This window comes from Colwellia sp. Bg11-12 (genome assembly GCF_014076955.1).
In the GTDB taxonomy this organism is placed as follows: domain Bacteria; phylum Pseudomonadota; class Gammaproteobacteria; order Enterobacterales; family Alteromonadaceae; genus Colwellia_A.
Window position 1 is genome coordinate 314,171 of the sequence record NZ_JACGUZ010000059.1, and the last position, 14,743, is coordinate 328,913.

A 14,743-nucleotide genomic window follows, 5' to 3' on the forward strand; every position below is an offset into this window, starting at 1 on the left:
TTAAATTATCGCAACTTGCTATGAACTTTCAATCCATTGGTATCGATATCTTGGCTAAGTGCTAAAATACTTTTTCCATTGGGTAGCATGAGTTCTGGTGATATTTCCGCTAGAGGCAATAATACAAATTCACGCAGCTCTAACCCATAATGAGGCACGGTTAAGCGTTGATGGTTAATTATGTCATTATCGAATAAGAGTATATCTAAATCGAGGATACGAGCGCCCCAGCGATTATCTTTGCGAACACGGCCCGCCTTATTTTCGATTGCCTGTAATTCGTCCAGTAACTCTAAGGGGCTAAGTTCGGTTTGCAACGCTGCTACGGCATTCATATAATCAGGTTGATCTTGCGGTCCCATTGGGCGACTAAAATAAAGCGAAGAAAGGTCACTAAGTTTAGTATTTTTGATATGGGACAATAATGCTACAGCATGTTTAATTTGTTTTTCAGGGTCAGACAAGTTACTGCCTAACCCGACATACGCTAGCGCCATTAATCGTTGCTACTCGATTTATCTTCGCGAACAACTCTGCGTTTTCTTGGGCTTCTGCGACTGGTTGTACGTGATTGTGCAATACTTTTTATCATCAATTCCTGAGTGTTGTGGTCATTAACTTGAAAGTCAGTCCACCATTTTGATAATTCTTCTAGTGAAGTATCTTCAGGTGTTGATTCAATTTCAGCCCTTAATAATAAGAAGTCGTAGCCCGCTCGAAACTTTTGATGTTCTAATGCTTTATAAGCACGTTTTCCGTCTCTGCGACCAAGCTTATCTTGAAGGATCCATATATCTTTCATTACCGCCTGAAAACGTTTTGGAATAGCGATACTACGTTGCTGTTCTGACATTATTTCGCTTAATCCAGCAAAAAATATATCTTGTGGTGACAACTGTGGCTGTGCGGCACGTAAACGTTTAACATGACTTTGTAGCGGATACCAAAGCATAGCCGCAAATAAGAATGCAGGGGTAACTCGTTGTTCATTATTAATGCGGCTGTCGGTATTTTTTAGAGCTTTAACAATAAAACGTTCGATATGTGGGTGTGTGCCTGCATTTAGCATTTGATCCGTTGCAGGGAAAAAATAACGAAATAAGTCATATTTTCTCAATTGTTCAAAAGTAAGTTGCGCTTTACCTGAAATGAATAGCTTTAGAAATTCTTCAAACATTCTTGCGGCAGGGATATTTGCCATTAAAGGCGCTAATTCTTTAATAGGTGCTTCTGTTTCTGGGCTAATAGTCATATCGAGCTTAGTTGCAAACCGAATGGCACGAAGCATACGAACAGGGTCTTCACGATAACGTGTTTGTGGATCACCGATTAAACGAATTAATTTTGCGTTGATGTCACTAATGCCATCGGCAAAATCATGTACTTTAAAGTCTTTTGCGCTGTAGTAAAGTGCGTTAATAGTAAAATCACGACGTTCGGCATCTTCTTCAATAGAGCCATAAATATTGTCGCGAAGTAACATACCATCTTCACTTTGCTTTGATGTTTTTTGACAGCTTTGTTCTTTTTCTGGTGCATTTTCATGGTGCCCACGAAAAGTAGCCACTTCAATAATTTCACGACCAAAAACAATATGGGCTAAACGAAAACGACGACCGATTAACCGACAGTTACGAAAGAGTTCTTTAATTTGTTCAGGTGTAGCATTAGTTGCTATATCAAAGTCTTTGGGCTCTAAACCAAGTAATAAGTCACGAACACCTCCGCCCACTAAGTAAGCGTCATAGCCGCCACTATTTAAACGGTAAAGTACTTTTAAAGCATTGTTACTCATTTTTTTACGAGAAACATTATGCTGGTCGCGTGTTAACACGGTAGAGCCTGAAGTTGGCTGATTTTTAGTTGAGCTGATAGCCATTTTTTTTGAGGCTTTACCTAATACTCTTTTACACAAGTTGATCACGCTTTTAATAATACTGGCCTTGATTGGATAATTTAATTTGGGAAGACGAAAACATATTAGGGCGCTATGTTTCACGTTTTTATTGGCTGTAATAATATAACACAGGGCAATAAAAGAGAATATAAAACGTTTGAAAATTCAACAAACAACAGTTTTATTTACAATATTTATCTCGTAAAGGTAATTTCCTGCTTTTTTGGGATCGCATCTGTGGACCAATTCTCTATTGCCCACTGTATTATTTGCTCAACAGAATAAGTATGGAGTTCGTTAGGTGCCTTTTGTCCTAAAAAATTAAGGGCTGAAATTAATGAAGGTACAGGGTTTTTATTATTAATTGCTGGGGCTTTATTTTGTTTGCTGAGTTTGAAGCCTGGTTCAGTAACGGCTAAAGGCACATGGCCAAACTGTGGCGCTTGATAACCTAATTGCTGATATAAACTTAACTGTCTTGTCGTTGGTTCAAGTAAGTCACAACCACGAATGACATGACTAATGTTTTGATAAATATCATCAACAACTACAGCAAGTTGATAAGCAAATAAACCGTCTTTTCTGCTTAAAATAAAGTCTTCTTTGGCGAGTGTTTGGTGGCATAAATATTCACCTTGTATTAAATCAAAGTAGTGAAAAATGCCTTGTTGGTTGTGTAGGCGAGTAGCGCTGTTTTTGAGTGATAGGTTTTTATTCTGGCATTGGCCTTGATAAATTCCACCCAGAGCTTTGATTTGTGCGCGCGTACATTGACAATAATAAGTGAGTTTTTGCTCAGCTAATTGTTCTAAAACGTTTCGGTATAAGTCACTTTGCTGACTTTGATATAAAACAGGTTCATCCCAGTGGAGTCCGTAAGCATCGAGGGTTGCTAAAATAGCAGAGCTTGCACCCACCATTTCACGAGGTGGATCTATATCTTCAATACGAACCAACCATAAACCTTGTTGATGTTTCGCATGTAAGTAACTGGCAAGCGCCGCAATTAAGGAGCCAAAATGAAGATAACCTGAAGGAGATGGGGCAAAACGGCCACGATATTGAGTACAAGATTTACTCAAATTCAATGGCCGTGAAATATTAATTTTATCGTGAGTCATATAATGAGCACGTTATCAGTAATATGATTTAATCAGGCAATTAACCGGCTAATTGACGTTCTTTAATCTCAGCAAGTGTTTTACATTCAATACATAAATCAGCTGTTGGACGTGCTTCTAAGCGGCGAATACCAATTTCAATACCACATGAATCACAGAAGCCAAATTCATCTTCTTCAATCAATTGTAATGTTTTTTCAATTTTTTTAATGAGCTTGCGTTCACGGTCACGTGTACGTAGCTCTAAACTGAACTCTTCTTCTTGGGCTGCGCGGTCAACCGGATCAGGGAAGTTTGCTGCTTCGTCTTGCATATGCATAACGGTACGGTCAACTTCTTCGCGAAGTTGTACACGCCAAGCATCAAGAATTTTCTTGAAATGCTCTAATTGAGCAGCGTTCATGTACTCTTCGTTGGCTTTCTCAGCGTATGGCGATACGCCCGCTAATGCTAAAATACCTAGTACTTTTTTGGCTGGCATGCTTATTCTCCTAAATGCTACATCGACCTACATGGCGAAGTTGTTGCTCTTTCATTAAAAGCTACACCCGTGGTTGCAATTGCCAATAATAATAGACCTTAAATACCCAGTCTATATTGCGTTCTTCGCGTTGAAATTCAAGGTTTTGATTTTAATTAACTGAAAAAATAATTTTATTACTTTTAAATCAAGCGGTTGCGGGTTAATTCGGTAAAATAAAAAGTATTTTTTAATTCATAACTTCTAATGATTTTTTTTGAGCAAGCTTTTTTAACAATTTTTGCTAGGGTAAGTCAATGTATTTAGCTGTTTTTTTGACTCAGTGCTGATCTTAGTCATTAATTTTAACAGGTAGTGGTTGTACCAAAGACACGGTTACGTTTGATCTTATTGTACTAAAGTTGGCTTTATAAGCGATAACTTCAACGCCGTACTCGATGGCTTTTGATAAGAGTGCTGCGTATTCAGCATCAATATGTTTTGCAGCCATAACACTATTAATACCACTGTGTAATACCGCAAAAAGTAAAACAGCGCGATGCCCTTGTTGTTTCATTTCTATTAATTCACGTAAATGTTTTTGACCACGAAGTGTCACAGCATCAGGAAAGTAGCCTTGTTTATTTTCGGGTCCATCTCCAAGTAGGGTAACACTTTTAACTTCAATGTAAGTTTCAATGTTATTTTCATCGGTGAGCAAGAAGTCTATTTTACTATTTTCATCACCGTATTTAACTTCTCGCCGTAAATTTGTGTAAACGAGCAGTTCATTAATCGCTTTATTTGTAATGGCTTCTTCAACCAGTTGGTTGGCGCGTAAGGTGTTGACACAAATATAGTGATCCTTTTGTGTTTGGGTTATCTCCCAACTGAATGGGTATTTACGTTTTTTATTATCAGAAGTGCTATACCAGACAATGTCACCTTCAGTAGCACAACCTGTCATTGCTCCCGTGTTTGCTACGTGTAGTGTGGTTTCACTAGCATCTTCTAAGATGATATCGGCAAGAAAACGTTTGTAGCGTTTAATGAGCGTCGCTTTTTTAAGGTTAATTTTCATAAGGTATAAAAGTGTAAGTTATAATTATTCACTTTATCACTAATTTGTGTGAGAAAGTTGTAAAGAAATTACAATGAGCATACTTTGAAAACGCCTAACCATGATGTTATTAATAGGTTAGTTAGCCTTATCGTTAGCAAAATCTAATGCTAGAATATATCATTATTTAAATGAGTGAGATGGTTATGAAATATATTTTTTGGGTTGCTGTGATTGCACTGGTGATATTTTTTATTTTTAGAAACATCAATAATAAAAAAATAGCGGTTGAAAATGTAGCAATAGGTAACGATTTTTTAATAAAAAATAAAGCGATTGAAAATGTTATCGAAACAGCATCTGGTCTGCAATACCAAGTGTTACAACAAGGTGAAGGTACTGTTCACCCAGCCGTTAGTTCGAAAGTAAAAGTACACTACCATGGCTCTTTATTAAATGGTGCTGTCTTTGACAGTTCAGTAGACCGTGGTGAACCCATCAGTTTTGGTTTAAACCAAGTGATAAGTGGTTGGACAGAAGGGCTTCAATTAATGGTGGTTGGTGATAAATTCAAATTTTTTATTCCTTCACATTTAGGTTACGGCAATAGTGCTGCGGGTAAAATTGCACCGGGCTCATTGCTTATTTTTGAAGTAACGTTATTGGATATTCATTAAACTTATAATGTATTGATGTCGTAATGAGTTAGCAATAGTGAAAATATTGTTGCTAACCAATTTTATAAGGCCTTTTAATCTCAGAAAATACTCCAATAGTTAATCAGCTGATAGCGAGTTCTATTCCCCATATATTCCTAATGTTTATTACACCAATGAAAGATAAAAACCCATATTTCATCTAACTCAGTTACACTGATAAATATGAGTCTATTTCACTCAACACAACCAAGGAGTGGCTATATCATCGGAGAATTGAATTGACTGTAGAACATGGTTATAACACGATAATCTTAAAAGAAAATATTATACATATTACATTGATAGGATCTTTTAATGAATATGGAGCTAATGATGTATCGCAAAAAACAAAGGCAATAATTAACTCTCTTAATCAAAAAAGTTTTCTGATACTTGCCAACCTTTCAAATTTGAACGGTGCAACCCCTGAGGCGTTTAACACTTCCAATGAATTCAATTTGTGGTTAAATAGTCAAAATATGGTGGCAAAAGCTATCGTAATCACTTCCCAGGTAATAAAAAATATTGACCAGCAATGGGTACCTTCGAAAGCTTGTCAAAATATTGAGTACTTTGACAATGAATATGATGCATTAATTTGGTTAAAGAAACAGTGATGACATTGTTACAGCGCAAAAACGCTTATTAATCCCCTATGCTTTGACAATTAATACCATAATCGCGACAACAGTAAAGCCAATTACACCTCGTAATAATTATGCCGTTCGCTAATGCAAAATTTTGAGTTGTTATGACCTTTGCTATTAGGTCAATAACTAACAATCTCAAACGCAGTACCAGCATAACAAGCCCTTCCCCATAAAATTACTACCATCATTTAAAAAATTCTCTTAAGCATTCGTTAAGCTTAATCGTAGATACTTGTCTTAAGTTATATCCTCATTGCTTCATCGAAAGGAACATTTCATGGAAAAGCTATTTCAAGTATTGCGTGCTCGTGCTGATTTATTTCCTCATCAACCAGCCCTAATCTCGGATCTGGGGGATCAACAAATTATTACGACTAATCAACAATTAGTGCAAAAAATCGCGGCAGTAGAGGCTGCTTTTAAAGCGCAAAACTTAGCGTGTGTTGGTTTATTTATGGACAACTGCTCAGAGTGGATTATATGTGATTTAGCTGCGGCTAAACTGGGCATTACCTTGGTGCCGATCCCACTATTTTTTACCGCAACACAAATTGGTCATTTAGTGAAGAGTGCACATGTAGATGCAATTATAACCAAGCGAAACTTAATGATGGCTCTTGGCACTAATAAACACTTAAATTTTACGACCGAGAGCGAACTTACGCTTTTACCGCTTGCTGATACCGTGCTATTGCCCCTATCCCAAGAACAACGTTCTAATAGCAAAGTTGATGTCGTTAACAATATGAGCGGTATCACTAAAGTGACTTATACCTCAGGGTCTACTGGCGAACCTAAAGGCGTTTGTTTATCAAGCGCTAATATTGCTGCGGTATGTGAAGGAATTGAAGCGTCAATGGTTGAAATGGGCATAGCAGATCATTTATGTGTTATGCCGTTAGCCACGTTATTAGAAAACATTGCTGGTGTTTATATTGGCTTGTTGCGAGGTGGGGCGATTATAACCGCGCCACTAGCAATGCTAGGTTTTGTTTCTAATGTTGAGTTCGATATTGAAAAGTTGGTAAATAAAATTGCTCAACATCAGGTGGGTAGCGTTATTTTATTACCACAAATATTAAAACATTTAGTGCATGCCTTAAATAAAGAAATTTTAGCTAAATGCGCAAGCTTAACGTTTATCGCACTAGGTGGAGGTAAATCATCACCACATATTTTACAACAAGCGATAGATTCTGGATTACCTGTTTATGAAGGCTATGGCTTATCAGAATGCTGTTCGGTGGTTAGTCTTAATCTACCAAAACAACATAAAGTAGGCAGTGTCGGTAAAGTGCTGCCTCATGCGCGTGTCAGTATTGCCCAAGATGGCGAAATCATTATTGATGGTCAAGCAATGCTGGGTTATTTAGGTGAATTAGACCAAGTAGCCAAACAAATTCATACCGGTGATTTAGGTTATATCGATGCTGATGGTTTCATTTATGTGTCAGGCAGAAAAAAGAACACTATTGTGAGCAGCTTTGGTCGCAATATTTCTCCTGAATGGGTTGAGGCTAGTTTAACGTCGTCTTCTGTCATTTCTCAGGTGGCGGTTTTTGGTGAAGCACGTCCAGCATTATCGGCAATAGTCGTTACCCGCGATAAAAATGACCTTGCAGTGCAACAGGCTATTGATGCAGTTAATAAAAGTCTACCTGATTATGCACAGATTCATCATTGGCTGATCGCTGATGCTCCCTTTAGTGTTCAAAATCATACGCTAACAAGTAACGGACGTTTAAAAAGAAAGAACATTGAGTTGATGTACGAAGACAAACTTGCTGCACTTTATTGCTAACGCTACAGAATTTATTATTAGGATGCCTTTATGAAAAACATTATTTCTTCTACCAATAACATCGAGCTTAATGATATTGAGATTATTAGCCAAATCAAGCAAACATTAAATGATAGTGGTTGGGTACTCTTGCGTGGTTTTAGTGCTAGCTTGCCTAAGTTTAGTGAATTATTAAAACAGTTCTGTCATGAATTAACGTTTGATCCCGCGCGTGAATTTGCAGATAAATCTAGTCAAAAAGTGAATGCTGGTGTAGATCCTGTTGGTTTGCATATAGAAAATGGTAATACACCTTTTCCACCTAATCTTGTTGCTTTTTATAGTGCGAAAAGTGCTAAAAAAGGATCTCAAACAACCTTGTGTGATGGTGCTGAGCTTTTTCAAAATATGCCGGTTGAATTACAGCAAGCATGGCAGCAAACAGTGACTGTTTCACGACGTTTACCGTCTCATCTTTGGCGACAGTATGTCGTTAACCAGCACCCAGACGTTAACAGTGTAAGTAACGTGACTGAAAAGCATTTAGCTGACTTTATAGCGATTAATAAGCATCAAAGAGGCACAATAAATGCTGATGATAGTTTAGATTACGAGCTAGATATAATGCCGTGTTTACCGATGAAAAACGCTTCTTTGCTTGGAAAAAATCAAACAGAGCAATTTGCCTTTGCAAATGCGCTATTGGGCCCTTCCTTTAATTATGAAAAACCTAACTACACTTTTGCTAATGGACAACCTGTAAGTGAGGAATTAATTAAAGAAACTACTGAATTAGCGGAGAAGTATACTCAAGAAATTCATTGGCAAGATGGTGATATAGCCATCATTAATAATAAGCGAGTACTCCATGGTAGAAGAGCTATTATCGGTAACTTAAATGACAGAAATCTTTTTATTGGTATGGGTTACTAACCATTACGTTGTTACAGCAATTATTAAGCAATGTTTTATCTAAAGCTTCAATCAAGGTTAACTCTTGATTGAAAAAATTTTAAAAGAGGTTTTCAGATGGCTAGTCAATTTACACAAAAAATGATGAATAAAAATATTTTACTCACCGGTGCCACAGGAGGTATTGGACAGGCGTTTAGTCACTTATTGTTTAGCTCAGGTGCAAATTTGGTTTTAGTGGGGCGCAATGAAGAAAAATTGGCGCAATTAAAAAACGAATTAATGGCGTTAAACCCACAAGCCAAAAACTCAGTGGTTACCTTTGTGGTCGACATTTTACAGCAAGCACAGCGTGATCATTTAATTGAACAATTAGCATCATTACCTTTTGAAATTAATTTACTGATTAATAATGCTGGCGTGAGCCAATTTAAGTTGTTTGAACAAGCTAGCGAAAGTGAAATAAATAATATTATTACTACAAATACCATCGCACCTATGCAATTAACCCAAGCGTTATTACCTTTACTTAAACAGTGTGACTCTGCGCAAATAATTAATATTGGCTCCACCTATGGCAGTATTGGTTTTCCTGGGTACACGGCTTATTGTGCGAGTAAATTTGCTTTGAGGGGCTTTAGCCAAACGTTGTCGAGAGAGCTTGCTGACACCAATGTTCGAGTTAAGTACCTTTCACCTAGAGCTACTCAAACCACTTTAAATAGTCGTCAAGTTGATGAATTGAATACAGCACTTAATAGCGCTGTTGATTCAGTTGAAACGGTTGCTAAAGAGTTGTTGTACCTGATCATTGAGTCAAACGAGGAGCGTTATATCGGTTGGCCAGAAAAACTGTTTGTTAGAATTAACCAGTTGTTTCCTTCACTTGTCAGTAAATCTATTATAAAACAATTACCTATTATAAAAAAATACGCCAATAGCTGAATAATCACCAATACCAATACCAATTAGGCAAGGATGCCTAAGTGCTTAATATCATGACCACTCATTATTTATTCAACATAAATATTCAAAAAAAAAGCTTGAATCTATTGAGATTCAAGCTTTTTTTTGTGTTGATTAGTGGTTAAGGTTAATGGCTCGCGAGACTTTTATTTACTTGATTGAGTAAACCCAATACTTCTTGTTGTCTAAACTTATCGGCACTTACTCGGTTAGGCCGTTGTGGTGCAGCTTGCGCTAACAACAGGTGTTCTTTTGCTTTTACATATTCGTCTTGCTCAAGATAAAACTCAGCCAAAAAATAGTGAATGTCGATCCCCTTAGGGTTCATTTTTACCGCGGCTTTTAGATGTTCTTCCGATTTGTCTTCATCACCAAAACTCAGTGGCCACCCTGGGACTTTAAGGTAAAGAATACCTAAACTTGTGTGAGCCGAACCTTGTAAAGCGGTTTCATCGATAGACAAGGCTTTTTCAAAAGCACTTTTTGCATCATCAGCCAAAGAAAGTGCGCCCAATCCTCCTTTTGCACCCGCGAAACTAGACTGAACAATACCATGCCAAATCCAAGCTTCGGCATAGTTGGGAAATTCAGCGACCAGTTTTGCTGACTGTTGTTGTAATTCGGTAAAATCGAGCTTTTGTGCTTTTTTAGTTTTAACATAATTAGCATCTACCCATCGTTCTTGTATGGTGATTAACGCATTATCAAAATTAGATTGAGTGACACTGTTTGCGTAAACGTTACCGACAAAGCAATATAAAATGGTACATAAAGTAATGATTTTCATAGTAAGACCTTTTTATTAATCAAAAGTAAAATTAAGTTAATTGCTGACATGTTTGCGCAATTTGTTTATCAAGTGACTGGAACATAACCTGGTACGTAGGATGTTTCGCTATTAAAGCAATAACATCTGACAACGAAACAGCAATAACCTTTGGGTTTGTGGCGTAATAGCTGCCCCAGTGGTCAGTAGATGTTTGAATTTTATTCTCATGAGCATCACAAAGGTGAGTACAATGAACGCCTGATTTAGCCATTATATTTACAACCTTTTCTGTACCTGAAAACACCATATATTTATAATTCATATAAAATAAAGAGACGGCGGTGATCATAAATAACGGCAGAGTGAAGCGTTGATTATTGCTAAAGAGATGTCCTATTTCGACAATATCTTTTCGGTGGATATTGTTTTGAACAAATACAGGTTGTTGCTCAACTGGGCCTAATAGATATTGTTCGATAAATAAATCATCGCGACCACTGCGAATACCTAAAGCGGCTTTATAGGTGCCGTTACACAAAGCCAACAAATGAGGCATGGTTACAGAGACTTTCGCTTGATAGCTTTTAAAGAATCCTTGTTTAATGAATTGCTCAATTTCGTTTCTTTGTTCGCCTCCATGAGCAGCCACTTGAATATCAAAATTAAATTTTTTCTGACCCAGGAATTTTGGATTTACTGAGTGCTCATTTAAGGTGTGCTTATTTGAAAGCGGCTGATGAGATATAAATCTGTCTGAATAATCTTGATATCTTTCAGTTGACGTTATCTCGTGCATTTGACTGTTTGACATTGTATATAACATTATAACTATCTCCTGGAAGTTTATAATGTAAGTCTACTCGTCGATTCTTAAAGAAAGCTTAAGTCCTTTTAGATTTTTGAATCAGTTCTTTACTGTGTTTTTTACCTTCTGGTTATGCTACTTAACCCTTTGAATCAAATTTTCAAAGGGTGCTTAAATATTAGTGAGGTTGCTGGCTATTTTGAAAGATTCACTTAATCAGGTTAATTGAGGTCAGTGTCTTGCCAAAATTTTGTACCTTTAATCGTTGCTTGAAGCGCTAAACCACTTTCAGTAAAAGTGTATACCGTAACATCACCATAATAGATTTCTCCTTCAACGGAGCCTCCTTTGTTACCGGCCTTAGCTGAAGCGTCGGCATTACCACCAAAAGTCCAACCTTTATTAATAAAGTTATTCATTGCATCTACGGTATGAAATACCATAACAATACGATAGTCTTTTACTCCAAGACCTAAGCCTATGCCTCCTTCAGCCATGTTCATGTAGGTGTTTTTATTTGAATTCATATCCTTAACAACGCCATATCCTGTTCCTGCAGCCATGAATATTAAATTAATATTGGCATTAGAAAATACCGCATACCCTGGAGCAGCGTTAATTTGACTGCGCGTGTCGGGCTTTGTAGCAAAAAGTTGCGTGAGAACGGACTCTTTCATCGTTAGAATTTTTTGTTGTTTTTCTGCTTTGCTGCCACTTCCTATCGAAGCACAAGCGACTAACGTTAAGCTTATAAATAAACAAGATAATTTTTTGATCGAGAACATGTCATTCTTCCTTTTATCATTAATTAACTACAGTGTAGAACAGAGTATAAACTTTATCCGTAAAGTTAATTTTTATTAATATATGGTGAGATGTCACAAAATTTTAGTAAATATCTATCTACTTGACATCGGTGATTACAAGTGTAATATCTAATCACCGATTACACTTGTAATATTATAGATATGTCTGAAATTACTAATACAGAATTTGAAGTTTTAGAGGCTTTATGGGTTAAACACCCTGCGACAGCAAATAACATTATTGAACAACTAAATAAAAATAAACCTTGGCACGATAAAACAGTAAAAACACTGATAAATCGCTTGGTAAAAAAAGAAGCGATAGGTTTTGAAAAACAAAACCGCCATTACCTTTATTTTCCCCTACTTGAGCGAACAGCTTATACAGAAATGCAAAGCCAAAGTTTTATTGAGCGGCTATTCAGCGGACGTGTGTCACCGCTAGTTGCTGGTTTTGCGAAGACAAATAATTTAAAAAAAGAAGATGTCGATGAATTGAAACTCTTTATTTCAAAATGGGAGCAAGACAATGATTGAGCACCTTATTACGTTACTCTTGCCATTAACATTGTTGCTAAGCATTTTATTGGCTGGGCATAAATGGCTCATACAATCATTAGGGGCGAGCAATACTTACTTATTATGGCTAATGGTGCCTTTAGGTTTAGTTATATATAGCCTACCACTGCCATGGCAGCAAAACACCCTCTCTAATGTCGCTGAAATTAAACGCTACTGGGTTAAGCCGACAGTGGCGCTTCAGCAGCATCTTTCTGTGGCTTGGATGTTATACATATGGTTAAGTGTTGTTGTTTCAATGATGGCTTATTGGTTGCTCACTTATTCTATATTTAATAAGCACCTTAAGTTAACGAACATTGATAAATCATCGATGCCATTAGCTATACCTCAAAAAGTATCACTCTATCAAAGCTCAAGTACATACAGTCCGATGCTTATTGGATTAGTGAAGCAAAAACTTATTATTCCAGAGAATTTTTCTGAGCTTTACAGTGTAGAGCAACAGAAACTTATTTTGGAACATGAAATTTGTCATTTTGATCGGAATGACATTTATTGGAATCTCATGGCGCTAACTTGCTTAACGTTATTCTGGTTCCATCCTCTTGCTTGGTTAGCCTATTTTAGGTTTCGCCAAGATCAAGAACTCTCCTGTGATCAACTCGTTCTGGCGCGCAAACCAAAAGAGAGCAGGATTAATTATAGTAAAGCACTATTAGTGGCGGCACAGTCGACACCGTCATTAGCATTCGCCCAACTATCCTTTAAAAAGCATGGAGATAAACAAATTATGTTAGAACGAATTAACAATTTAAAAACCAACAAAAAAACCTCTAAATCATTACTCGTTGTCGCAATACTGACAACTATAACACTGCTTTCAGGGCTAAGTTACGCAGGAAATCAACATGACAATGTTGGAGAAAAAGCAACAGAGTCAACTCACCTTAAACCTGTTATGCGTGTGAATCCTAAGTACCCAATAAAAGCGGCACAAGAAGGTATGGAAGGTTCAGTGGTATTAAAGTTTGATGTAACCGCAAACGGAAGTGTGACAAATGTTGAGGTGGTGAATGCAAAGCCCGCTTATGTTTTTGACAAATCAGCAGTAAGTGCCTTAGAAAAATGGAAATACTCAGCCGTTGGTCATAAGGTTGAGGGGCTGTTAGTTCAATTAGACTTTTCTATGGGTAAAGATTCGAAACTTGAAAACTTAATTGAGCGTATTAAGGTCACCCAATAGGTTTATCAAGTAAGTAAGACGGTAAAAGGGGTGCTGAAGCACCCCTTTTACCACTAACACTGGCATATCTTGTTGTTAAATAGCTCAGCGCTATTTTAAGGGGTAAAGCTGGGGCGTTTCATCGGTTGTCCCCGTGAGATAGTTAAGTGTCGTCACATAATTTTTAGATACCCCCCAACGATTAAATGTTGACTTGGCTTTGTCAGATTTTAAGTATGAGATGAAATGTTCATCCCAAACTTTCTTAAATTTAACGCCTGAAATCGAATCGGTGAAAGCTGCATGAATATCGATAAAACCAATGATTTGTGATTTAAATCTCGCTTCTGAGTCATCAATGTCTCTGTATTCAGCTTGTGTCATAATGATAAAGTCAGCTCTACCATGTTTTAGCATTTTAAGCGCTTGAATGGGGGTATTTACGACGCGAACTTGATTATTAAGTATGGGAAGATGTTCTTTGGCATTTTCAGATATGCTCGGTAACATCACTAGTTTTTTATTCTTAAGTGTTGATAAGCCTTGCCAATTTAAGACGTTATCGTCTCGATAGATAGCAAGAATCTTGTCTGCTTCATGGGGAACGAATGAAAATAGAGTTGACATATTACTATGTTTAATCATACCTATCATCATATCAGCTTGCCCATGTTCGACTTCCTTTAAGGCCCGTTGATAGGGATAGACATTAATATTGACTTGATACCCTAGCGGCTCAAAAATAGCTTTAACCATTTCGAATTGATACCCAGTACCATCATGATTTGTAGCACCAGAAATATACTCCCCAACCACATTAAGTTGCTGAGTTTGGGCATAAAGTGATAAACACAATGAATACAAAGCTGCAAACACGGTAATCTTAATTGCGCTCAAGATCATGTCAAAATATTCTCAAAAAAATTATTTTTTTAATATAGCATAATGTAAAAAAACTTAAAGAATATGTAAGTATTTCTCTGCTTAATTATAAAAATATAGTGAGAGGAGTATCGTAATTAATTCTGAGCTAGTGGCTTATTATTATCAACAAGTATCCGCCTAAGTTTATTGC

General features: G+C 36.9%; 16 protein-coding genes. 7 read left to right on the top strand and 9 right to left on the bottom strand.

Translation table 11 applies throughout. The features are described from left to right. Nucleotides 1-5 precede the first annotated feature (5 nt). The 5 genes from folK to sfsA form a co-directional block, all read right to left on the bottom strand. Nucleotides 6-497, bottom strand: a complete 492-nt coding sequence (folK, locus tag H4J39_RS07310) for a 2-amino-4-hydroxy-6-hydroxymethyldihydropteridine diphosphokinase (RefSeq protein WP_182226909.1) — start codon at nucleotides 495-497, stop codon at nucleotides 6-8. Continuing rightward, on the bottom strand, nucleotides 497-1,879 hold the full coding sequence (pcnB, locus tag H4J39_RS07315; protein ID WP_182226910.1) for a polynucleotide adenylyltransferase PcnB: 1,383 nt from the start codon (nucleotides 1,877-1,879) through the stop codon (nucleotides 497-499). Before pcnB ends, folK begins: the two co-directional genes overlap by 1 nt. A gap of 212 nt (nucleotides 1,880-2,091) precedes the next feature. Beyond that, complete coding sequence (gene gluQRS, locus H4J39_RS07320; protein WP_182226912.1) at nucleotides 2,092-3,018, bottom strand: tRNA glutamyl-Q(34) synthetase GluQRS; 927 nt, start codon at nucleotides 3,016-3,018, stop codon at nucleotides 2,092-2,094. Nucleotides 3,019-3,058: 40 nt separating this feature from the next. Beyond that, entirely contained in the window at nucleotides 3,059-3,499 is a 441-nt protein-coding gene (gene dksA / locus H4J39_RS07325) for an RNA polymerase-binding protein DksA (RefSeq protein ID WP_182175389.1), read from the bottom strand. A gap of 331 nt (nucleotides 3,500-3,830) precedes the next feature. After that, a complete protein-coding gene (gene sfsA, locus H4J39_RS07330) occupies nucleotides 3,831-4,559 on the bottom strand; it encodes a DNA/RNA nuclease SfsA (protein WP_182226914.1) in 729 nt (242 codons plus the stop codon). Nucleotides 4,560-4,744: 185 nt separating this feature from the next. On the opposite strand from sfsA, the gene H4J39_RS07335 reads away from it, so the two are divergent. The 5 genes from H4J39_RS07335 to H4J39_RS07355 all read left to right on the top strand — a co-directional run bounded on the left by H4J39_RS07335 (nucleotide 4,745) and on the right by H4J39_RS07355 (nucleotide 9,523). Continuing rightward, a complete protein-coding gene (locus H4J39_RS07335) occupies nucleotides 4,745-5,215 on the top strand; it encodes an FKBP-type peptidyl-prolyl cis-trans isomerase (RefSeq protein WP_182226916.1) in 471 nt (156 codons plus the stop codon). A 260-nt stretch (nucleotides 5,216-5,475) separates the two neighbouring features. Continuing rightward, entirely contained in the window at nucleotides 5,476-5,853 is a 378-nt protein-coding gene (locus H4J39_RS07340) for a hypothetical protein (RefSeq protein WP_182226918.1), read from the top strand. A gap of 310 nt (nucleotides 5,854-6,163) precedes the next feature. Further along, nucleotides 6,164-7,687 carry an AMP-binding protein gene (locus H4J39_RS07345; RefSeq protein ID WP_182226920.1) on the top strand — a complete coding sequence of 508 codons (1,524 nt, stop codon included), beginning with the start codon at nucleotides 6,164-6,166 and terminating at the stop codon, nucleotides 7,685-7,687. 30 nt (nucleotides 7,688-7,717) lie between these two features. After that, nucleotides 7,718-8,599, top strand: coding sequence for a TauD/TfdA family dioxygenase (locus tag H4J39_RS07350; RefSeq protein WP_182226922.1), 882 nt, complete (start codon nucleotides 7,718-7,720; stop codon nucleotides 8,597-8,599). Between the two features lie 96 nt (nucleotides 8,600-8,695). Next, nucleotides 8,696-9,523 carry an SDR family oxidoreductase gene (locus H4J39_RS07355; RefSeq protein ID WP_220460149.1) on the top strand — a complete coding sequence of 276 codons (828 nt, stop codon included), beginning with the start codon at nucleotides 8,696-8,698 and terminating at the stop codon, nucleotides 9,521-9,523. Between the two features lie 148 nt (nucleotides 9,524-9,671). Here the strand turns inward: H4J39_RS07355 and H4J39_RS07360 are convergent, their stop codons facing one another. From H4J39_RS07360 to H4J39_RS07370, 3 genes are all read right to left on the bottom strand, one after another. After that, complete coding sequence (locus H4J39_RS07360; protein WP_182226924.1) at nucleotides 9,672-10,331, bottom strand: tetratricopeptide repeat protein; 660 nt, start codon at nucleotides 10,329-10,331, stop codon at nucleotides 9,672-9,674. A gap of 31 nt (nucleotides 10,332-10,362) precedes the next feature. Further along, nucleotides 10,363-11,136, bottom strand: coding sequence for a thermostable hemolysin (locus H4J39_RS07365; protein WP_182226926.1), 774 nt, complete (start codon nucleotides 11,134-11,136; stop codon nucleotides 10,363-10,365). A 203-nt stretch (nucleotides 11,137-11,339) separates the two neighbouring features. Further along, nucleotides 11,340-11,903 carry a YSC84-related protein gene (locus H4J39_RS07370; protein ID WP_182182171.1) on the bottom strand — a complete coding sequence of 188 codons (564 nt, stop codon included), beginning with the start codon at nucleotides 11,901-11,903 and terminating at the stop codon, nucleotides 11,340-11,342. Between the two features lie 183 nt (nucleotides 11,904-12,086). On the opposite strand from H4J39_RS07370, the gene H4J39_RS07375 reads away from it, so the two are divergent. After that, nucleotides 12,087-12,461 (top strand): BlaI/MecI/CopY family transcriptional regulator, encoded by a 375-nt coding sequence (locus H4J39_RS07375; RefSeq protein WP_182226928.1) that lies wholly within the window; start codon nucleotides 12,087-12,089, stop codon nucleotides 12,459-12,461. Continuing rightward, entirely contained in the window at nucleotides 12,454-13,689 is a 1,236-nt protein-coding gene (locus H4J39_RS07380; protein WP_182223725.1) for a TonB family protein, read from the top strand. Before H4J39_RS07375 ends, H4J39_RS07380 begins: the two co-directional genes overlap by 8 nt. A 90-nt stretch (nucleotides 13,690-13,779) precedes the next feature. Here the strand turns inward: H4J39_RS07380 and H4J39_RS07385 are convergent, their stop codons facing one another. Beyond that, the gene (locus H4J39_RS07385) at nucleotides 13,780-14,565 is read right to left on the bottom strand and encodes an ABC transporter substrate-binding protein (RefSeq protein ID WP_182226930.1); all 786 of its coding nucleotides are present in this window, start codon (nucleotides 14,563-14,565) and stop codon (nucleotides 13,780-13,782) included. Nucleotides 14,566-14,743: the final 178 nt, after the last annotated feature.